Below are 20,683 nucleotides of genomic sequence, written 5' to 3' on the forward strand. Positions count from 1 at the left end.
CGCGGTAAGAAATGGTTGAGTTGGTCCTGCGAAGGGAGAACGATGACACGTCGCGCGCTCATCATCGAAGACAACCCCGACATCCGGAGGCTGCTCGAGGCGACGCTAACGCGCCAGGGGTTCGAGGCCACGAGTGCCGGGGCTGGGTACCCCGCTCTCGAGAGCGCGCGTCGCATCACGCCCGATCTCATCACACTCGACCTTGGCCTTCCCGACCTCGACGGGCTTGAGGTCTGCCGGACCCTGCGGGTCTTCAGCAACGCCTACATCCTCGTGGTGACCGCCCGCGCGGCCGAGGCCGACCGTCTGGAAGCGCTGGAACGCGGCGCGGACGACGTGCTGGCCAAGCCGTTCAGCCCGCGCGAGCTCCAAGCCCGTGTGGAGGCGCTCTTCCGCCGCCCGCGCGCGGCCTCCGTCCCCGAGAGCGAGCTGCAGACGGCGGCCCGCGTCCAGCAGGGACTGCTGCCGGAGCGGGCGCCGAATGTTCCCGGCTACGAGGTTGCCGGCGCCTGCCATCCCTCGCGGAGTGTCGGAGGTGACTTCTTCGACTGGGAGTCCGACGGCTCTTCGCTCGCATTCACCCTCGCGGACGCGATGGGCAAGGGCATGGGCGCGGCCCTGGTCGCCGCAACCGCTCGCGCCGTCCTGCGGCCCGGCCGGCTCGAGCAGGGGCCCGGCGCGCTCGTCGGCGCGGCAGCGCGTGCCCTCGAGCCCGACCTCCTCCGGCTCGGCTCCTTCGTCACGCTCCTCCACACCCGCCTCGATGCGTCGACTGGCGACTTCACCTACGTCGACGCGGGGCACGGCCTCGGCCTGCTCATCCACCCGGACGGAATGTGGGAGCGGCTCACGACGTCGGGGCCCCCGATCGGCCTCCTCCAGGGCGCCGAGTGGACAGCGCACGACAGCCGGCTCGAACCCGGCGGGGCCCTCCTCGCACTGAGCGACGGCCTGCTCGAGGCCTTCCCCCGGGTCGACGAGGCGCTCAACGCGGCCGTTGCCGCCGTCCTCGAGGCCCCCGACGCCGACTCCGCCGTCCGAGCCATCATCGACCTCGATTCGACCGGCCAGGACGACACGACCGCGATCGTGGTCCGGCGCAGCCGCTCGGGCGCGGGGGTCGCCTCGGGATGACCCGCCTCGTCCTCCGCGTCCTTGCCGCCCTGTCGGTCATCGCGGGCCTCAACTACATCGTGTGGCGCTGGACGTCCTCCCTCAACTGGGGCGCGTGGTGGATCGCGGTCCCCCTCGTGATCGCCGAGACCTACTCGATCATCGACGTCATCCTCTTCTCCCTCACGATCTGGCGCATGTCCGAGCGGGACAAGCCGCCGCACGCTCCGAGCGGCCTCACGGTCGACGTCTTCATCACGACCTACAACGAGGATCCCGAACTCGTGCTCGCCACCGCAGAGGCGGCGCTCGCGATGCGCTATCCCCACACCACGTGGGTGCTCGACGACGGCTCGCGACCCGAGCTGCGGGCCGCCGTCGAACGCATCGGCGCTCGCTACCTGTCGCGCGGCGAGGAGTGGGTTGGCAAGCCGCGGCATGCGAAGGCCGGCAACCTCAACAATGCCCTGCAGGAGACGCAGGGCGAGTTCATCCTCATCCTCGACGCGGACCAGGTGCCGTACCCCGAGCTCCTTGACCGGACGCTCGGCTACTTCAACGACCGTAGGGTCGCCCTGGTCCAGACGCCGCAGTACTTCGGGAACGTCCCCGAGAACGATCCGCTCGGGAGCCAGGCCCCCCTCTTCTACGGGCCGATCCAGCAGGGCAAGGACGGCTGGAACGCCGCCTTCTTCTGCGGATCCAACGCCATCCTGAGGCGCGAGGCCCTCATGCAGCTCGGACTCACCAACTACGTGTCCGACACCGAGCGGCGCGTCCGGCGCGCCCTCGCCGTCGGCAGCCGCGTGGTGCGGCGCGCACGACGGCGGCCGGAGGCCCGGGATCCGAGGGTCGCCTCGCTGCTCGAGAGCGTCGAGCGGGCCATCGCGGAGGGCACGGGCCGCCTCAAGGCGGGCGGCTCGATCGGCGAGGCCACTTACACCGTGCAGTCGCAGGTCGACTCGGCCGTCCGCGAGCTCGTCGCCGGGGACCTCGCACGCATGACCGGCGACCTCGCCGCGATCCGCACCGAGCTCGGGGTCGAGGACGATCCCGGTGAAGACCTCGAAGGGCTCGACACCGCCGTCGACCGCCTCGCGGCCCGCGATCTCTCGCCGCTCGGCGCGCTCGAATCGGTCAAGGCCGTGCTTGACGCGGTGAGCGTCGAGCGGCTCCACGAGGCCCAGCCGGTCATGCCGCTCTCGACGATCTCGGTCACCGAGGACATGTCGACGTCGATGCGGCTCCACGCGTCGGGCTGGCGGAGCGTGTACCACCACGAGATCCTCGCCGTCGGCCTCGCGCCCGAGGACCTGCCGTCCATGCTGACCCAGCGCATGCGGTGGGCCCAGGGGACCGTGCAGGTCATGCTGCGGGAGAGCCCCCTCACGATGCGGGGCCTCTCGTGGGGCCAGCGCCTCATGTACTTCAACACGATGTGGAGCTACCTCTCGGGCTTTGCCGCCGTCGTGTACTTCGCCGGCCCGCTCGCGTACCTCCTGTTCGGCATCCTCCCTGTGACCGCGCTGAGCCCCGACTTCTTCGCCCGCTTCATCCCGTTCATGGTGCTCAACCAGCTCATGTTCGCGTGGGCCGGTCGGGGGGCGAAGACCTGGCGCGGCCAGCAGTACAGCCTCGCGCTCTTCCCGACCTGGATCCGCGCGTGCACCACCGCGGCAGCAAACGTCTGGTTCGGTCGCCCGCTCGGCTTCGCCGTCACACCGAAGGCGCGGCAGGAAGGCGGGGTCAGCCCGCTCCGGCTCGTCTGGCCGCAGGCGCTCATGGCGGCGCTGCTCGTGGCCGCGAGCATCATCGGCATCATCCGGTGGGTCATCGGGGCGAGCCAGGGGCTCGGCACCCTCGTCAACATCGTCTGGGCCGTCTTCGACCTTGTCCTGCTGAGCGTGCTCGTGGGGGCGGCCAAGTATCGCGGCTACGATGCCGTCGCCGAGGCCGACCCTGAGGCGAGCTCTGTGACGCAGAACGATGCCTCCCCAGCACGGAAGAGTGCTTCCCTGGGTAAGCAGGATGCTTACCCAGGAGAGAAGAACGCAGTCTCGCACACGAAGGAGGAGCGATGAAGTTTGCCGTCGAAGAACGGGACGGCTATACCGAAGTGGCCGCGGAGGGACGGCTCAACATGGTGAGCGCCCCGATGCTGCGGTCAGCGGTTGCGGACGCCATCGGCGCCGGGCACCGGCTTCTTGTCCTCAATCTGGGGGGCACGGACTTCATGGACTCGTCCGGTCTCGGTGCACTTGTCGGCTGCCTCAAGGCGGCACGTCAGGCCGGCGGCGACCTCCGGATCGCGAACGTCGGCGAACAGGTCCAGATGGTGCTCAAGCTCACGAGCATGGACCGGATCCTCACCCCGTACAGCAACCCCGAGGATGCGTTCCGAGATGCCTGAGCTGCTAGCCCAGGGCCATGTCCGCGGCCCCGCATCGCCGCCCATCGTAGACGCCGTCCAGGACGAGCTCTCGCGGGTCTGGGGCGACGCCCACGTCATCGATCCGACAGACCGCATGCCGTTCGAGCTCGCCGTCGTCGAGGTCGTGACGAACGCCGTGCGGCACTCGAAGCCCGCCTCTGACAAGGTCGAGCTCGACCTCGAGGTCGAAGTGCACCGCGACCTCCTGCTCGCGCGGCTCTTCGAGCTCGGGGCCAAGCCACTGGACATCCCCGAGAGCGCCGGAACGATGCCCGGCCCCGACTCGGAGGCAGGCCGCGGCCTGGCGCTCGCGCGCCAGCTCCTCACGACCATCACGTGCGAGCGGCGAGACGATGCCAACGTGTGGACGCTCACCCGCTCGGCCGACGGGAACCCCTGACCCACAGGCAGACCCCAGAGGCCTCCCCCGTGGCGGGCCGTCTTAGCCTGCGCTGGCTCGTTCAGCGCGGGCGACGGCGGCCTGCACCCGGGTGCCGGCCCTTGGCTCCAGCGGACTTCCCCGACGACCTCGCGCCCCGGGAATTCCCTGTCCCGGCCTTCCCCGCGCCGGTCTTCCTGCCCACGCGTGAGGCCTCGTTCCGGGCCTTCGCCGCTGCTGACTGGGCGGCCGCCCGGTCCGAACGCCGCTGCCTCGCGGCCTCCTGCTCCTCACGTTGCACCGAGGTCTGCCTTGAGCTGTTCGCGGACCTTCCCCGCACGATGCCGACGAACTCCTGGACGGCATCGCTCTCGTTCTCGCGGAGCCACGCCAGGCCAACCTCGTATCCCGGCACGCCGACCACGGGCCGGTAGCGGAGCTCGGGCCGGTTGAGGTGGCGGACGACGCTCATCGGAAGGATGGCGAGCCCGGCGCCGCCCTCGACCAGGTCAAGGCGCTCGGAGGGACCGCCGTCGTACTCGAACAGCTCGTCCTCGATCTCGGCGAAGGGCACCTCGTCGAAAGCCTGGATCTCGTGGCCCTTAGGGGCCACGACCACGGGCAGCTCCTCGTAGAGCGGGATCAGGTGAAGCCCCTCGCGGTCCACGGGAAGGCGGACGAAGGCGAGGTCGACCTCGCCGGCGCGCAGGGCGTCGAGCTGGCGGCCGTCGTCGACGAGCTGCGATTGGAGGGCGGTCTCGGGAAAGCGCTCCTCCCAGCGGCGGAACCACTTGCCGGGCGCGACACCCGCGACGAAGGCGACGCGCAGGGCGGCGGGCACGTGCTGGGAATCCATGCCTCCACGGTACCCGGCTAGGCTTAATCCATGACTTCCCGCAAGCCTCAGTCCATGAAGCCGGCCACCGCCGCGAAGAAGCTGGGCATCTATCTGCCGGCCGCACCCCAGGAGTTCCAAGAGGGCGAGGTCACGCGCGAGGAACTCGACGAACTGCAGTCGAACCCACCGGAGTGGCTCTCCGAGCTGCGCCGCAACGGTCCACACCCGCGGCCTGTCGTCGCGCAGAAGCTCAACGTGACGATCAGCGGCCTCGCCCGCGGCGGCGTGACCGAGGCGCTCACGACCGAACAGATCGCCGAGCTCCTGCAGAACCGTCCGCAGTGGCTCGTCGAGGAGCGCGCCAACATGGCCGCCGTGCGCGAAGACCAGAAGCGTGTTCGCGAGACACAGGCCGCGAAGAAGGACGCGTCCCGAGGCTAGTCACCGGACGCGCGCTCCTAGAGCTCGCGCTCCCCGTAGGCCCGCAGGGCGTCGCGCACGAAGGCGGCGCCCGCGGGGCCGCCGTAGTTCGCCGCGAAGCGCTCGTCGGCGACATACATCTCCGCGAGGCCGAGCACGTAGGCCTTCGCCGGCCCGTCCGGGTAGCCCGGGGTGCCGGGAATCGAGCCGAGCCACTCGACGTGGCGCGCGGCAAGGGCCTGCGCCGTGTCGCTCTCGGGCGCGGCGCCGCTCTCGGCCGCAGCCCGCCAGTCCGCCGTGAGGCGCGCGATCCGCTCCTTCCATTCCTTCTGGCCCTCGGTACCGAGACCGCGCCACCAGGCGTCGCTGTCCGCATAGGCCTGGGAACCCCAGCGGGACTCGACCTCGTCCTTGTACTGCGTGTGGTCGAACCCATCGAACATGTCCTGCGCCATGAGCTGGCCGCCTCCTTCCAATTGCTGAATCGTCGACTCGACGGCGAGCGCTTGGCGTGCGAGCCGCTCCTGTTCCTGCCGGAGCCACGCGAGATGCGTGCGCAGCGCTGCCGTCTGGTCCTTCTGGTTCTCGAGGACCTCCGCGACCGCGGGCAGGCCCAGACCGAGCTCGCGGAGCAGGAGGATGCGCTGGAGCCGCACGAGCGACTCCTCGTCGTAGTACCTGTAGCCGTTGTGCCCGATGCGGCTCGGCTCGAGCAGGCCGATGGCCGCGTAGTGGCGCAGCGCCCGGCTCGTGGTTCCGGTGAGCCTCGCGACCTCTTGGATGCTCCAGTCCATGCACCCTCCTCCCTCTCCTTCGAGGGTAGGAGTTGACGCAGCGTCAAGGTCAAGGCAGGACCTGAAGGGCTAGCCCACGCTCTGGGTGTCGGGGGAACGCCCGCTCGGAGAGCGTCCGCTCAAGCGGTCGACGACGGCGAGCAGGTCGCCGACGGACGTCCCGAACGTCTTCTCGGGCCACGCTCCCGCAAGCGAGGAGTAGTGGTAGAGCCCCTCGCCCATGAGCATGACGGCGGTAGCGACGGCGGGGTCGGGGACCTCGCGGCGGATGAGCTCGAGCCAGGCCGCGTCGATCTCCTCGAGGGCAGCGAGGGCGCCCGCGTGGCCAGTCTGGGCGAGACGGATCGCCGCAACGAACAGTGAGTCCATATCCGTACCCGAGTTGACGGAAGTGCGGACGAAGTAGCGGGCCGGGCCCTCGGGGTCGGCGGCCATGCGCTCCCGGTCGAGCGCCGCCGCGTCGCGGAGTGCCGCCAGGAGTGCGTCGGCGAGCGCGTCCTTGCTCTTGAAGTGGTAGAGGAGGCCGCCCTTCGAGACGCCGGCGCGGGCAGCGACGGCGTCCATCGTCGCCGACCGCTCCCCCTCGGAGACGAGCAGGTCGCGGTAGGCGGCGAGCAGGGCTTCGCGGGCCTTGGGCGGTCTGGGCATAGGGATACCTTACGTGGACGTTGTAACTAAACCGTCCAGACGGTATAGTTATCGGGTCACCCGAAGCCGCTTGGGTCCCGAGAGGAGATGTCGATGTTCCAGGCCGCCACGTCCATTCCTGCCCGCATTGCACCTGCCGGGGCCGCCCGGCGCTGGCTCGCGCTCGCGACCCTCATGTTCCCCGTCCTGCTCATCGCCGTCGACAACACCGTGCTCGCCTTCGCCCTCCCCTCGATCTCACTCGCCCTGCAGCCCAGCAGCACTCAGGCTCTCTGGATCGTGGACGTCTACGCGCTCGTCCTCGCGGGACTCCTCGTCCCCATGGGCAGCATCGGCGACCGTATCGGAAGGCGGCGGATCCTCCTCATCGGCGCGACGGGCTTCGCCGTTGTCTCTGCAGTCGCGGCGCTGGCCACGGACTCGGCCCAGCTCATCGCCGCCCGGGCGCTCATCGGCGTGTTCGGCTCGATGATCATGCCCGCCACGCTCTCGCTCATCCGGAACATCTTCGCGGACGACGCCGAGCGCCGGCTCGCCGTCGCCATCTGGGCGGCGAGCTACTCGGGTGGCGCGGCACTGGGCCCGCTCGTGGGCGGTGCGCTGCTCGAGCACTTCGCGTGGGGCTCGGTGTTCCTCCTGGCCATCCCGGCGCTCGTCCCGCTGCTCGTGCTCGCCCCGGTGCTCGTGCCCGAGTCCCGCGACCCCGCGCCGTCGCCCGTGGACCCGCCGAGCATCCTCCTGATCGCTGGGGGGGCGACCGCGATCGTCTACGGCATCAAGGAGATCGCGCACGACGGCGGCGCCTCCGCGGCGCTCGTCCTCGCCGCCGGCCTGGGTGCGGGCTGGGCCTTCGTCCGCCGCCAGCTCCGGCGGCCACAGCCCATGCTGGACGTCCAGCTGTTCCGCAACCCCGCCTTCAGCTCGGGGCTCGCGGCGAACCTGCTGAGCATCTTCTCGCTCGTCGGGTTCACGCTCTTCCTGTCCCAGCACCTGCAGCTCGTCGCCGGCGAATCCCCACTGCGCGCCGGGCTGCTCATGCTCCCGGGCCTCGCCCTCACGATCGTGACCGGCCTGGCCGCCGTGCGCCTCGCCGCGAGGTTCTCGGCGCCGACCGTCATGGTCGCGGGCCTCCTGCTCGACGCGCTCGGCTACGGCGTGGTCCTCGCGTTCGGCCACGACGGGTCCCTGCCCGCACTGCTCGCGGGGTTCACCATCGTCGGCGCGGGCGTGGGCCTCGCCGAAACGCTCTCGAACGACCTGATCATCGCGAGCGTCCCGCCCTCGAAGGCAGGCGCCGCGTCCGCCATTTCGGAGACCGCGTACGAGCTCGGGGCCGTGCTCGGCACGGCGATCCTCGGCAGCGTACTGGGAGCGGCGTACCGGCTCAACGTCGTGGTCCCGGAGGGGCTCCCGGCGGCCTCCGCCGCGAGGGCCCGCGAGACCCTCGGCGGAGCGGTCGACGCCGCACCGCTCCTTCCGCGCGGCCCTGCGTCCGAGCTGCTCGCATCCGCCTTCCACGCGTTCGACTCCGGCGTTGCGGCTACCGCGGCGATCGGTGCCGTCCTGATGCTGGCCGCGGCCGGCGTCGTGCGCCTAACCCTTCGCCCACCAGCCCGCCGTCGGGTCTCCTAGCGGACCTTGTCCTTGAGGAACTGCACGGCCCGCGACCAGGCGAGCCTCGCCGCCTCCGGGCGGTAGTTGCCCTGGGGATTGGAGTCGTTGGCGAAGGCGTGCCCCGCGTCGTAGAAGAAGAACTCGACCTCGGCCCCGGACTCTCGGCGGATCTGTTCGGCCTGCTTGCGCGCCTCCGCCGCCGGGTAGCCGCGGTCGTGCTCGCCGTAGTGCCCCTGGATCGCGGCGCGGACCCCCGAGAAGTCGTTCGGCACACCCTGGCCGACGCCGTAGAACGGCACCGCCGCGCTCACCCGCTCGCCCTGCTGCGCTGCGAGCTGCAGGACGAAGCCGCCGCCCATGCAGAAGCCGATCGCGCCGACGGTCGAGCTCGTGACCTCGGGGAGGGAGAGCAGGTAGTCGACCGCGCCGGCGAGCAGGCGGGCGCCCTCCTCCTCGGGAAGGTCGCGCATGATCCGCGCGGCCTCGGCGCCGTCGTGCGCGACGCGCCCACCGTAGAGGTCGGGGGCGAGGGCCACGAAACCCTCGGCCGCAAGGCGGTCGGCGATGTCCCGGATGTGGTCCACAAGCCCCCACCACTCCTGGATGACGATTACCCCCGGCCCCGAGCCCGACTCGGGCCGAGCCAGGTAGCCGTGCGCCTCTCGGCCGGCGGAGGGGAAGGTGACGTTCTGGAATGGCCTCTGTTCGCTCATTCGACCACGCTAGCGTCGATGCTGCCCGCGCGCGCACCCGCAGCGTAGCGTGGGTATATGGACTGGGTGCTCTGGTTCAGCGCGCCAGACTACGAGCTGGCGAGGATCGTGCTCCAGCGGGGTGTCGCCGCCCTGTACTTCGTCGCGTTCCTCTCGAGCCTCAACCAGTTCCCGGCCCTCCTCGGAGAGCGCGGCCTGCTCCCCGTTCCGGACTTCGTCACGGCGTTCCACCGCCTCCGCCGCCCGACGCTCTTCCGCTGGGCCTACTCCGACCGCCTCCTGCGCTGGATGTGCGCCGCCGGCCTCGTGATCTCGGGACTCATCGTCCTCGGAATCCCGCAGCTCGGGCCGCCGTGGATTCCGCTCGTCGCGTTCCTCGTCCTGTGGGCCCTCTATATGTCCATCGTGAACGTCGGCCAGACGTTCTACGGCTTCGGCTGGGAGATGCTCCTGCTCGAGGCCGGCTTCACCGTCGCCTTCCTCGGCTCGGACCAGAGCCCGCCCCCCACGGCCATCCTCCTCGTGACCGCGTGGCTCGCGTTCCGCCTCGAGTTCGGTGCCGGGATGATCAAGATCCGCGGGGGCCAGGAGTGGCGCGACCTCACGGCCCTCTACTACCACCATGAGACGCAGCCCATGCCAGGACCGCTCAGCAGGCAGTTCCACCTGCTGCCCAAGCGGCTGCACAGGATCGAGGCCGTAGGGAACCACTTCGCGCAGCTTGTGGTCCCTTTCTTCCTGTTCGCCCCGCAGCCCCTTGCAACGATCGCGGCGGCAATCGTCATCGTGACCCAGCTGTGGCTCATCCTCTCGGGCAACTTCGCGTGGCTCAACTGGTCCGCGATCGTGCTCGCATTCTCCGCGGTGAGCGACCGTGTAGTGCACGCGGCCTTCCCGTTCACGCCGGTTCGGTACTCCTCAGCGCCGTGGGCGGTTTCGGCGACGCGGTCCGACGGCGTCTGGTCAGGAGGCCTCTTCGCGGGTGGCCTCGGGGAGCCCACCGGCTACCCCGGCGACGTCTTCTCCTGGCTGTGGGCCGTCGTCGCCCTCGCCGCCGCCGTCTTCCTCGCCGTGCTCGGCTACTGGCCCGCGAAGAACCTCTTCTCGGGCCACCAGCTCATGAATGCCGCCTTCAACCGCTGGATGCTCGGCAATACATACGGGGCCTTCGGGAGCGTGACCAAGCGGCGAATCGAGATCGTGGTGGAGGGGACGCTCGACGACGTGCCCTCCGACGATTCCGACTGGCGCGAGTACCGCTTCAAGGGCAAGCCCGGGGAGGCCCAGCGGATCCCGCGGCAGTGGGCGCCGTACCACCTGCGCCTCGACTGGCTCATGTGGTTCCTGCCGCTGCGCACCGTGCACGAGGAGTGGTTCTATGCGTTCCTGTTCAGGCTGCTCGAAGCCGACCCTCCGACGCTCCGCCTCCTCCGCGGGGACCCGTTCGACGGCGAGAGGCCCCGGTGGATCCGGGTCCGCAGCGCGCTCTACGAGTTCTCGAGCCGAGAGCGGTTCCGGCAGACGCACGAGCGCTGGGACATCACCCCGCTCCGCGTGCTCATCCGGCCGATCGAGCTGCGGGACGTGGCCCAATAGGGGCAAGCGGGGCGCGGTTGAAAGTGGGGCGCGATTAAAGAACAGAACCCCCGGTCCCAGGACCGGGGGTTCCAGCTGTGCGCGAGGCGGGATTTGAACCCGCACGCCCTTTCGGACACTGGCACCTGAAGCCAGCGCGTCTGCCGTTCCGCCACTCGCGCCTTCGGTCCGCGGGCAGCCACAGAGGCCCACTCCCGCGAAAGCAGCGAGCTCAAGCATAGCCGAGCCCCCGACGGATGAGAAATCGAAGGGACGCTCCGGTGGCACCCCCGAGGGCGCGAGTCGGGAGTTTCCACAACAGGCCAGTACTATCGGAGAAGCATCGAACGCACGCGCAGCGAAGAGGGACACCCGTGCCCCGTCACTTTCGCCGCGCGCTCCGACTGACGGCAAGCCGAGAGAGGAGGACGGCCATGGGACTGCTCGATCGCCTCGAGCTCGGCATCGAAAAGGCCGTGCACGGCGTCTTCTCGCGAGGCAACGCCCAGATCCAGCCCGTCGAGATTGCGAGCCGCATGCGCCGCGTCATGGACGACCAGGCCATCGCGATCTCACAGGGCCGGACGCTCGCCCCGAATGTCTTCGAGGCCCGGCTCGGCGACAACGACTTCGACCGCTTCCAGCAATGGGGACAGCCGCTCGCAGAGGAACTGTGCGACGTCGCCGTCCAGCACGCCCATTCGCAGGGCTACACGCTGCAGGGCCCGGTCCGCTTCTCGTTCAAGCACGATCCTGACCTCAAGCCCGGCTCGTTCGAGGTCAAGGCCCGCTCCGAGAAGAGCGCGGCGCCGTCGCCCGCTGCTCCGGCGCGCCGGCCCATCCCGCCGGCGCCTCCTCGCGTGCCCTCCGCGCCGAACCGCTTCCCGGCCGGGGCGTTCCCCGGCGGGGCGACGATGCAGCAGGCCCTCCACCTCCACCCCGTGCTCGAGATCGACGGCCAGAGGTATTCGCTCAACGCCGATTCGGTCGTCCTGGGCCGTTCGTCGGAGGCCGACGTCGTCGTGGACGACACGGGCGTCTCCCGCCGCCACCTCGAGATCCGCCGCAGCCAGGGCCACGTGTACGCCGTCGACCTCGGTTCGACCAATGGCAGCTACGTCAACGGCGAGCGGGTGAACGGCTCGGTCGAGCTCCTGGACGGGGCAACCATCTCGATGGGCCGCACGCGCATCGTCTTCCGGATGCTGCCGGCCCCGCTGGGGGGCTCGGCGTGAACGAACTGACGCTGACCGTCCTCCGCCTCGGCTTCCTCGTGCTCATGTGGGTGCTCGTCTTCAGCATCGTGGGCGCGATGCGCCGCGACCTCCTGGTCGGGCGCCGCCACAAGACGGGGGCGCCCAGCGCGCGCGAGGTCCGCAGGAACCCGTCCCTCGCGGAACCCCCGCCGCCCCGGCAGCAGGCGCACGAACTCGTCGTCGTCGAGGGTCCGCTCGCGGGGGCGAGGATGGCGCTCGGGGAGAGCCCCATCCTCCTGGGCCGCGCGCAGGAGGCCACTCTCGTCCTCGAGGACGACTACGCCTCGGGCCGCCACGCCCGACTGTTCCCGCAGGGAAGCCGCTGGTTCATCGAGGACCTGGGCTCCACGAACGGCACCTACCTCGCTGACCGGCAGCTCACCCGCGCCCAGCCGGTCGAGCTCAACGTCCCGATCCGCATCGGGAAGACCGTGATCGAGCTGAGGCCCTGATCTTGCCGGATACTCAGCTGGTCCTGCGGTACGCGGCCCGTTCCGACGTCGGCAGGCTGCGCGCCAAGAACGACGACTCCGCGTACGCGGGCCGTCATCTCGCCGTCGTGGCGGACGGGATGGGCGGGCACGCCGGCGGCGACGTGGCGAGTGCCTCCACCGTCCTCGACCTCGTCCACCTCGACCATGGCGGGTACGGGGCCAGCGGCGAGGCCGGCACCGTGCTGGCCGACGAGATCCAGACTGCGAACTCCCTCCTCTCCGAGCTCGTGGCCACGAACCCCAAGCTCGCCGGCATGGGCACGACGGTCACCGCCATCCTCCTCAACGGGGCCAAGCTCGCGTTCGCGCACATCGGAGACTCGCGCGCCTACAGGCTGCGCGGCAACAAGTTCGAGCAGATGAGCGTGGACCATACGTTCGTCCAGCGGCTCATCAACGAAGGCCGCCTCCGTCCGGAGGAAGCCGAGACCCACCCCCACAAGAACGTGCTCATGCGCGTCCTCGGCGACGTCGACGCGAGCCCCGAGCTGGACCTCACCTCCTTCGACGTCGAAGAGGGCGAACGCTGGCTCCTGTGCTCGGACGGCCTGAACTACGTTCCGCATTCGATCGTCGAGCGGACCGTGCGCGACATCGAGGATCCGGGCGAGTGCGCGGACAAGCTCATCACCCTCACCCTCGCGGCCGGCGCCCCGGACAATGTGACCGTGATCGTGGCGGACATCGTCGCGGCCGAGACCGGCGACGACGAGAAGCCCGTCTCCGCACCAGCGGCCGCAGCGACCGTCACAGCGTCCGCCGCCGCGCGGACTCCCGTGACCTCCGCGGCCCGAGCAGAGGCGCCCACAGGCAAGGCGGCTTCGGTCCGACCTGCTCCGGGCCAGCCTGCTCCGGGCCAGCCTGGTTCGGGCCAGACTGCTTCTGGCGGAGCGGCGCATGACGACGACGGCGCACCCCGAGGCGGGGCGGCGCCGGCCGCCGGGCCCGGGGCAAGGAACCCGGGCTCAGGAACTGCTGGCTCCGAGACGGAGTCTCCCCGGAAGGCAGGCGCGGCGGCACCGGGTGCGGCAGCAGCGGGCGCCGGAGGCGGACCGGGCGGAGCGGAAGGCGGCGAGCTGACCGACGACGAGTCCGGCGTCCGGCACGAAGTCCCAACGGACCCGAACCTCGGCGCCCACCTCTCGGCGGAAGTCCTCCGGCGCGAGCTGGACAGCCGGCCCCACGAGCTCGTGGGCGCTGCGGCCGCCGCGGCCGAGAGCGGCTCCCTCCCTTCCGTCGCCAGCAGGACGGCCGCCCGGCGCGCCGCTGCGCTGCTCACCCATCGGGCAGAACCCGAAGTCGAGGTCGAGGAACCCGTCGCGGAGGCCGAGACGACGCGGCTCCAGCTGCGCCGCTGGATCAGGCTCGCGGTCGCAGCGATCGTGGCCGTTGCCATCGTGCTCGGTCTATGGCTCGGCTACGCGTGGACGCAGACCCGCTACTACGTGGGCGCCTACAACAACCACGTGGCGATCTTCAACGGTGTGTCCCAGACCCTGGGACCCATCCCGCTCTCCAGGGTGCACGCCACCACGGAGATCGTCCTGAGCACTCTGCCCGACTTCCAGCAGCAGAGGCTCCGCGCCGGCATCCCGGCAAACAGCCTCTCGGAGGCCGAGGACATCGTGGCCGCCATCCGCAGCAATCCCGAAAGCTGCCTGAGCTCGCCGTCGTCGACGGCCTCGGCGTCTGCCGTGCCCTCGGCCTCCGCGAGCGCCATCCCGCCGACGCCGCACCCGTCGCCAACGCCCTCGCCGACCGGCTCGCACCCCTCGAACGGCCCCTCGTCCGGGCCGTCGAGCAGCCCGTCGCCCACCAACCCCTGTCTGGGAGGCCAATAGTGAGCGCTGTCGACGCCGCCGTGCGCCCGCGGCGCAACATCGAACTCGTCCTGCTGATCCTCGCCCTCATCGTCGGATGCGGTGCGAACGCCATGACCGCCATCAACGAGGGCACCCAGCTGGGAAGCGACTTCTGGATGGAGACCTCCATCCTCGCCGCCGCATCTCTCGGGCTGCATATCTCGCTGCGCTTCCGCGCGAAGTATGCCGATCCGCTCATCCTTCCGATCGTCGTGACGCTCAACGGCCTCGGGCTCGCCATGATCCACCGGCTCGATACGCCGCAGAGCGACTACGGCAACGCGCAGGCGCGCTGGACGGTCGTGGGGATGGCCCTCGCCGCCATCGTCATCTGGTTCCTCAAGGACCACCGGATGCTGCGGCGCTTCACGTACATCTCGCTCATCCTGAGCGCAGTCCTGCTCGTCCTCCCCCTCGTTCCAGGGATCACGGCCGGCGACATCAACGGTGCGCAGGTCTGGGTCAAGTTCGGCTCGTCCACCTTCCAGCCCGGCGAGGTCGCGAAGATCACGATCGGCATCTTCTTCGCCGGCTACCTCTCGACGAACCGGGACCTCATCCTGCTCGCCGGACGACGGATCGGAAAGCTCCAGCTCCCCCGCTTCCGCGATCTCGGCCCGATGATCATCGCGTGGCTCGCGAGCATCGGGATCCTGATCTTCCAGCACGACCTCGGCATGTCGATCCTCTTCTTCGGAATCTTCATCTCGATGATCTACGTCGCGACGAGCCGCGCGAGCTGGGCGATCCTCGGCATCCTGCTCATGTTCGCGGGGGCCATGGCCTCGAGCGTGATCTTCCCGCACATCCGTCTCCGAATCGACGGCTGGCTCAATGCGTTCGACCCGAACGTGTTCGGCCGCCAGTACGGCGGCAGCTACCAGATCGTCCAGGGACTGTTCGGGATGGCCAACGGCGGCCTCATCGGAACGGGAATCGGCCAGGGCCGGCCGGACCTCGTGCCGTTCGCCCACTCGGACATGATCATCGCCGCGTTCGGCGAGGAGCTCGGCCTCGTGGGCCTCTTCGCCATCGTCATGCTCTACGCCCTGCTGGTCACCCGCGGGATGCGGGCCGCCATCGGTGCCCGCGACGCCTTCGGCAAGCTCCTCGCGTGCGGCCTCTCGGCCGGGATCGGGCTCCAGTGCTTCGTCGTGATCGGCGGCGTCACGCGGCTCATCCCGCTCACGGGCCTCACGACGCCGTTCCTCGCCGCGGGCGGTTCCTCGCTCCTCGCGAACTGGATCATCACCGCCCTCGTGCTCGTGATCTCCAACGCGGCGCGGCGCCCCGTGGACACCACTCCCCTCGCGCCGGACGAGGCTCCGACCCCGGAGACGTCGTCGTCCGCCTGGGGTACGAGCGCGCCCGAGACGGCCCTGACCCAGGCGGTGAAGCAGCAGTGAACCAGGCCATCCGGAACGCATGGGTCGCCATGGCGGTCATGTTCGCCCTCATCCTGGGCTCCATCAGCTACGTCCAGGTGGTCGACGCCGACTCGCTCGATGCGAACCAGTGGAACAACCGCGCCATCCTGCAGACCTTCTGCCAGGACCGGGGCGCGATCCTCGTCGCGGGCCAGCCGATCGTGCAGTCGGTGCCGACGGGTTCCGAGACGTGCAAGTACCAGAGGCAGTACCTCCAGCCGGACCTCTACGCAGGGCTCACGGGGTACTACTCGGACATCTTCGGCTCGACCGGTCTCGAGAAGAGCATGAACTCGACGCTCACGGGCACCTCCGACCAGCTCCTCCTCGACCGGATCAAGCAGCTCTTCCTCGGTCAGCAGCCTCACGGCGCTTCCGTCGAGCTCACCGTCGATCCCGCGATCCAGCAGCTCGCGTACAGCCTCATCCCGGACGGCATGCGTGGATCGATCGTGGTCACGAACCCGAAGACCGGCGCCATCATCGCGATGGCCTCGAAGCCGAGCTACGACCCGAACCAGATTGCCACCCATGATCAGGCGGCGGCCCAGGCGGCAATGACGAAGCTCCAGGGCATCCCGGGGATCAACCTCAACCAGAGCGTGAGCGGACCGACGGGCAACCTGCTCGCGCCGGGCTCGGTCTTCAAGCTCGTGGACACGACCGCAGCCCTCGCCTCGGGGAAGTACAACAAGGACAGCGTGCTGCCGAACCCGGCACAGATGCAGCTCCCCGGCAGCTCCGCGACGCTTCCGAACTATGCGGGCGGCAACTGCTACACCCAGTCGCAGGCGACCTTCGACTTCGCCCTCGAGCAGTCGTGCAACACTCCGTTCGCCTCGATCGCCCTCGACCTCGGGCAGGACGCGATCGGCAAGCAGGCGGCGGCCTACGGCTTCGGCCAGGACGCGGGAGACCTCCTCCACCTCGACTACCAGTCCGGTGTGTGGCCGACGAACCTCGACCAGGCGCAGCTCGCCCAGTCGGCCGTCGGGCAGTTCGACACGAAGGCTTCGCCCCTCCAGATCGCGCTCATGACGGACGCGATCGCGAACGGCGGCGTCGAGATGAAGCCGTCCCTCGTGAAGACGGTCCGGGGCCCCGACCTTCGGATCCTGGACGAACCGAAGCCAGAAGTGCTGCGTACCTCGACCACCCCGGCAATCGCGGGCCAGATCACCCAGTGGATGAGCGAAGTGGTCTCGAACGGCATCGCGAAGGGGGCTGCGGTCCCCGGCATCAGCGTTGCCGGGAAGACCGGAACGGCGGAGCTCGGGACGAGCGGCCTGAACAACTCGTGGTTCACCGGCTTCGCCCCCGCCGACAATCCGCAGGTGCAGGTGACCGTCGTGATGGAGGGCGTCGACGTCCTGACGGGCGCCAAATTGACCAGTCCGAGCGCGAGCAAGATCTTTGAGGCGGTGTTGAAGAAGTGAGACCCACGTCGGGCATCACCTTGGGCGGCAGGTACCACCTGGAGAGCCGTATCGCCATCGGCGGCATGGGCGAAGTGTGGAACGCGCGCGACGAAGTGCTGGGGCGGAACGTCGCCATCAAGATCCTCAAGGAGGAGTACGCGGGGGATCCCGGCTTCCTCGAGCGCTTCCGCAACGAGGCACGCCACACGGCACTGCTCAACCACAACGGCATCGCCAACGTCTTCGACTACGGCGAGGACAGCGGCTCGGCGTATCTGGTCATGGAACTCGTGCCGGGTGAGCCGCTCAGCTCGATCCTCGAACGGGAGAAGGTGCTCTCCCCGGACCGGACCCTCAACATCATGGCCCAGACCGCGCGTGCCCTCGCGGTCGCGCACGCCCGCGGCCTCGTGCACCGCGACGTCAAGCCCGGCAATCTGCTCATCACGCCGGACAACCGCGTCAAAGTCACGGACTTCGGCATCGCTCGGCTCGCCGACCAGGTGCCCCTGACGCAGACCGGCCAGGTCATGGGAACCGCCCAGTACCTCGCGCCGGAGCAGGCAACCGGCCAGCAGGCGACCGGCTCGAGCGACATCTACTCGCTCGGCGTCATCGGCTACGAGTGCCTCACCGGCCGTCGCCCGTTCTCGGGCGAGAGCCAGATCGCGATCGCACTCGCGCAGGTCAACGACGCCCCTCCGCCGCTGCCCGAGCAGGTCCCGCCGCCCGTCCGCGCCCTGCTCATGTCGATGCTCTCGAAGGACCCCCGGAACCGCCCGGCCAACGCCATCAAGCTCGCCGAGGCCGCCGAGGCGATCCGCCGCGGCGACATCCGCGCGGCCCAGGCGGCCGTCCCGGGCATGCTGCTCCACGACGACTCGACTGAGGCGATGACCCAGCCGGTGCGCCAGGCCACGGCGCCGACCGCCGTCGTCGGCGGTGCCGCCCTCGCGGGTGGCCTCGGCGCCGCGGCAGCGGGGGCGCAAGCGGCGCACGCCGCCTCCCCGGCGACCGCGGCCCTCCCCATCGTCGCAGCGGACGACGGCGCGACGGCAGTTGAGGGCGACCACGCCGCCGGCGGCGCCTCGCCGCTGTACGCCCCTCTCGATGAGGAGGAGGTCGCCCCGCCCCCCGCGCAGAAGCGCCGCCGCCGCGCGCTCACGTGGCCGCTCGTGGCCCTCGTGCTGCTGCTGCTGTTCGTGCTGCTCGGCATCCTGCTCAGCAACCTCGGCCTGTTCTCGTCGCCCGCGAAGAGCACGACGTCGAGCGCCCCCCAGACCGTCTCGCAGACCCCCACCCCCACCCCCACGGAGACGCCGACGCCAACGCCGACCCCGACGCCCACGGTGTCGACGATCAACGTCTCGGCGGCTGACTACGTGGGCAAGAACTACACCACGGTCCAGAGCGCGCTCGAGAACCAGGGCTTCGTGGTGCAGCTCAATCCCGTGCAGCAGGCTCAGGGCGTGATGGGCGAGGTGCTCTCGCTCAGCCCGACGGGCGCACTCCCGGTCGGTTCGACGATCACGGTGACCTACGCGATCATCCCGGCGCCGACTCCGACCCCCACTCCGACGCCCACCCCGACCCACGCCGCGCCCGCGACACCCTCAACGGCAGCAACCTCCACGCCTTCTGCCACCAGGTAGGGCCAAACTGGACTAACAGGCCCTCCTGCCGGGGAAATAGAGGTCATGACGCAGCCAACCCATACGCCCTTGGAACGAGAGGACGAGCCGATGCCGCAGCCCGTCGTTCTCTCGGGCCGCTACGTGCTGGGCAAGTTGCTCGGCCGCGGCGGGATGGCTGACGTCTTCGAGGCGCAGGACACTCGGCTCGGCCGGACCGTCGCCGTCAAGATGCTGCGCGCGGACATGGCGCGCGACCGCCAGCTGCGCGTGCGCTTCGAGCGCGAGGCCCAGGCCGTCGCTGCACTCAACCACCCGAACATCGTCGCCGTCTACGACACGGGCGAACGCTTGGCCGACCCGCTCAATCCGGGTTCCGTCGAGGTGCCGTTCATGGTCATGGAGCTTGTCATCGGGCGGACCCTCCGCGAGCTGGTCCGTTCGGGACCGATCGACCAGGAGAAGGCGCTCGAATACGTCCAGGGCGTGCTCTCCGCGCTCGAGTACAGCCACCGCGCCGGGATCGTGCACCGGGACATCAAGCCCGCGAACGTGATGGTGTGCGACGACTCGGGCAGCGTCAAGGTCATGGACTTCGGGATCGCCCGGGCCATAGCCGAGTCCGGCGCGACGATGACGCAGACCCAGGCCGTCCTCGGCACGGCCCAGTACCTCTCACCGGAGCAGGCCCAGGGCCAGACCGTTGACGCCAGGAGCGACCTCTACTCGACGGGGTGCCTCCTCTACGAACTCCTCACGGGGCGCCCGCCGTTCATCGGCGAGTCGCCGGTCTCCGTGGCGTACCAGCACGTCCAGGTCGAGGCGCCCAAGGCGCAGGAGTTCAACCCCGAGATCACGGATGCCGTGCAGAGCGTTCTTGACCGGGCGCTCCAGAAGGACCCGGACCGTCGCTTCCAGGACGCCGGCGCGTTCCGGCGGGCGCTGCGGGCCGCGAGCGCCGGCCGGATCCTGCCGAGCCTCGCGTCCGCCGACGACGACGAGCGCACGGACGCGCTGGCCGTCGCCGCTGCGGCTGCCGGCATCGGCGCATACGCCGCGCCGCTCGAGGTGCCCGAACCGGCTTCCCCGCATCTCGGCGACACGGGCGAGTTCCCGGCCGTCGAGGCCGCCGACGACGATGGCTTGCTCCCGTTCAACGACGAGTCGGAGGTGCGGGAGCGACGCCGGCGGGGCCACGGCGGCTGGATCGCCCTGCTCCTGGTCCTAGCACTCCTCGTCCTCGGCGGTGGCGGCTACTGGCTGTACAGCTACCTGAACCAGCCGCCCGCGGTGGTCTACGTGGCCGTCCCGAGCGTCGCCAATCTGAAGGACACCGACGCCTTCGCGAAGCTCACGCAGCTGGGCCTCAACCCGGAGTTCTCCCAGAAGCCGAGCGCCGACGTGGCCAAGGGCCTCGCGATCGACACCATTCCCGCCGCCGGCTCGCAGCTCGCGAAGAACACGAAGATCGTCATCGAGGTCTCCACCGGTCCCTCTGCCGCCGTCATTCCGCAGGCCATCATCGGCAATACCGAGGCGGGCGCACGGGACATGCTGCGGTCCATAGGCCTCGTGCCCGCGGACCAGTCGAAGACGGCGAACAGCGCTACCGTCCCCTACGGGAGGGTCATCAGTGTTGATCCGCCGGCGGGGCAGAGCGTTCCCATCGGCTCGCAGGTCGTCCTGACGGTCTCGACCGGCAAGGTCGCCGTGCCCAATCTGGTCGGGCGCACGGAGGCCGACGCCAAGGCTGCCCTGGCCGATCTGAAGCTCCAAGCGCAGGTGACGCTTCAGGCATCGTCGACGGCCGCCGCAGGCACGGTGATAGGCCAGGACCCGGCCGCGAACGAAGCCGTCGACCAGGGCGGCACCGTCTTCCTGACGGTCGCCGAGGCACCCCCGGCCCCGGCCCCGGCCCCGGCGACCACCGCGGCGTCCACGCCGACGACGTCGCCGACCGGCACCCCGAGCAGCTCGACGAGCGGCAACGGGAACGGCCACGGAAACGGGAACGGCAACGGGCTCGGACTCGGGTTGGGCGGCTGATCCTGCCCGTTCAGTGCACCGCCC

Annotated in this window: 18 protein-coding genes and 1 tRNA gene; 14 read left to right on the forward strand and 5 right to left on the reverse strand. The window is 70.1% G+C overall.

What is annotated here, in order from left to right:
- Window positions 1-42 precede the first annotated feature (42 nt).
- Genes E6A21_RS15330 through E6A21_RS15345 form a run of 4 tightly spaced genes read left to right on the forward strand, consistent with a single transcriptional unit; the run spans window position 43 to window position 3,944 of the window.
- Window positions 43-1,134, forward strand: coding sequence for a SpoIIE family protein phosphatase (locus E6A21_RS15330; protein WP_138445027.1), 1,092 nt, complete (start codon window positions 43-45; stop codon window positions 1,132-1,134).
- On the forward strand, window positions 1,131-3,194 hold the full coding sequence (locus E6A21_RS15335; protein WP_138445028.1) for a glycosyltransferase: 2,064 nt from the start codon (window positions 1,131-1,133) through the stop codon (window positions 3,192-3,194). Before E6A21_RS15330 ends, E6A21_RS15335 begins: the two co-directional genes overlap by 4 nt.
- Window positions 3,191-3,523 carry an STAS domain-containing protein gene (locus E6A21_RS15340; protein WP_138445029.1) on the forward strand — a complete coding sequence of 111 codons (333 nt, stop codon included), beginning with the start codon at window positions 3,191-3,193 and terminating at the stop codon, window positions 3,521-3,523. The genes E6A21_RS15335 and E6A21_RS15340 overlap by 4 nt, the downstream gene beginning before the upstream one ends.
- Window positions 3,516-3,944 carry an ATP-binding protein gene (locus E6A21_RS15345; protein ID WP_171041435.1) on the forward strand — a complete coding sequence of 143 codons (429 nt, stop codon included), beginning with the start codon at window positions 3,516-3,518 and terminating at the stop codon, window positions 3,942-3,944. The genes E6A21_RS15340 and E6A21_RS15345 overlap by 8 nt, the downstream gene beginning before the upstream one ends.
- Window positions 3,945-4,005: 61 nt before the next feature.
- Here E6A21_RS15345 and E6A21_RS15350 read toward each other — a convergent pair whose 3' ends face one another.
- Complete coding sequence (locus E6A21_RS15350) at window positions 4,006-4,779, reverse strand: LysR family substrate-binding domain-containing protein (RefSeq protein WP_138445031.1); 774 nt, start codon at window positions 4,777-4,779, stop codon at window positions 4,006-4,008.
- 30 nt (window positions 4,780-4,809) lie between these two features.
- Here E6A21_RS15350 and E6A21_RS15355 point away from each other — a divergent pair, with 30 nt between their 5' ends.
- Window positions 4,810-5,202, forward strand: coding sequence for a DUF5997 family protein (locus E6A21_RS15355; protein ID WP_138445032.1), 393 nt, complete (start codon window positions 4,810-4,812; stop codon window positions 5,200-5,202).
- Window positions 5,203-5,219: 17 nt separating this feature from the next.
- Here E6A21_RS15355 and E6A21_RS15360 read toward each other — a convergent pair whose 3' ends face one another.
- Window positions 5,220-5,975, reverse strand: coding sequence for a MerR family transcriptional regulator (locus E6A21_RS15360; protein ID WP_138445033.1), 756 nt, complete (start codon window positions 5,973-5,975; stop codon window positions 5,220-5,222).
- Window positions 5,976-6,044: 69 nt separating this feature from the next.
- Complete coding sequence (locus E6A21_RS15365) at window positions 6,045-6,623, reverse strand: TetR/AcrR family transcriptional regulator (RefSeq protein ID WP_138445034.1); 579 nt, start codon at window positions 6,621-6,623, stop codon at window positions 6,045-6,047.
- 93 nt (window positions 6,624-6,716) lie between these two features.
- Here E6A21_RS15365 and E6A21_RS15370 point away from each other — a divergent pair, with 93 nt between their 5' ends.
- Complete coding sequence (locus tag E6A21_RS15370; RefSeq protein ID WP_138445035.1) at window positions 6,717-8,255, forward strand: MFS transporter; 1,539 nt, start codon at window positions 6,717-6,719, stop codon at window positions 8,253-8,255.
- Here the strand turns inward: E6A21_RS15370 and E6A21_RS15375 are convergent.
- Window positions 8,252-8,950: a dienelactone hydrolase family protein gene (locus tag E6A21_RS15375; RefSeq protein ID WP_138445036.1), complete on the reverse strand. Its 699-nt coding sequence runs from the start codon at window positions 8,948-8,950 to the stop codon at window positions 8,252-8,254. The two genes, E6A21_RS15370 and E6A21_RS15375, sit on opposite strands and share 4 nt — an antisense overlap.
- 57 nt (window positions 8,951-9,007) lie before the next feature.
- On the opposite strand from E6A21_RS15375, the gene E6A21_RS15380 reads away from it, so the two are divergent.
- Window positions 9,008-10,546: a lipase maturation factor family protein gene (locus E6A21_RS15380; protein ID WP_138445037.1), complete on the forward strand. Its 1,539-nt coding sequence runs from the start codon at window positions 9,008-9,010 to the stop codon at window positions 10,544-10,546.
- Between the two features lie 78 nt (window positions 10,547-10,624).
- On the opposite strand, the gene E6A21_RS15385 is transcribed toward E6A21_RS15380, so the two are convergent.
- A tRNA-Leu gene (locus E6A21_RS15385) sits at window positions 10,625-10,707 on the reverse strand.
- Window positions 10,708-10,959: 252 nt separating this feature from the next.
- On the opposite strand from E6A21_RS15385, the gene E6A21_RS15390 reads away from it, so the two are divergent.
- The 7 genes from E6A21_RS15390 to pknB are packed head-to-tail and all read left to right on the forward strand — an operon-like array spanning window position 10,960 to window position 20,659.
- Window positions 10,960-11,760: an FHA domain-containing protein gene (locus E6A21_RS15390; RefSeq protein WP_138445038.1), complete on the forward strand. Its 801-nt coding sequence runs from the start codon at window positions 10,960-10,962 to the stop codon at window positions 11,758-11,760.
- Entirely contained in the window at window positions 11,757-12,233 is a 477-nt protein-coding gene (locus tag E6A21_RS15395; protein ID WP_138445039.1) for an FHA domain-containing protein FhaB/FipA, read from the forward strand. Before E6A21_RS15390 ends, E6A21_RS15395 begins: the two co-directional genes overlap by 4 nt.
- A gap of 2 nt (window positions 12,234-12,235) precedes the next feature.
- Window positions 12,236-14,116, forward strand: a complete 1,881-nt coding sequence (locus tag E6A21_RS15400) for a PP2C family protein-serine/threonine phosphatase (protein WP_246036564.1) — start codon at window positions 12,236-12,238, stop codon at window positions 14,114-14,116.
- Window positions 14,116-15,543: an FtsW/RodA/SpoVE family cell cycle protein gene (locus E6A21_RS15405; RefSeq protein ID WP_138445040.1), complete on the forward strand. Its 1,428-nt coding sequence runs from the start codon at window positions 14,116-14,118 to the stop codon at window positions 15,541-15,543. Before E6A21_RS15400 ends, E6A21_RS15405 begins: the two co-directional genes overlap by 1 nt.
- The gene (locus E6A21_RS15410) at window positions 15,540-17,000 is read left to right on the forward strand and encodes a penicillin-binding transpeptidase domain-containing protein (protein ID WP_138445041.1); all 1,461 of its coding nucleotides are present in this window, start codon (window positions 15,540-15,542) and stop codon (window positions 16,998-17,000) included. The genes E6A21_RS15405 and E6A21_RS15410 overlap by 4 nt, the downstream gene beginning before the upstream one ends.
- A complete protein-coding gene (locus tag E6A21_RS15415; RefSeq protein WP_138445042.1) occupies window positions 16,997-18,634 on the forward strand; it encodes a serine/threonine-protein kinase in 1,638 nt (545 codons plus the stop codon). The genes E6A21_RS15410 and E6A21_RS15415 overlap by 4 nt, the downstream gene beginning before the upstream one ends.
- A 45-nt stretch (window positions 18,635-18,679) precedes the next feature.
- Window positions 18,680-20,659, forward strand: coding sequence for a Stk1 family PASTA domain-containing Ser/Thr kinase (pknB, locus tag E6A21_RS15420; RefSeq protein ID WP_138445043.1), 1,980 nt, complete (start codon window positions 18,680-18,682; stop codon window positions 20,657-20,659).
- Window positions 20,660-20,683 lie beyond the last annotated feature (24 nt).

It is taken from the genome of Sinomonas susongensis (assembly GCF_005877005.1).
GTDB classification, from domain to species: Bacteria; Actinomycetota; Actinomycetes; order Actinomycetales; family Micrococcaceae; genus Sinomonas; species Sinomonas susongensis.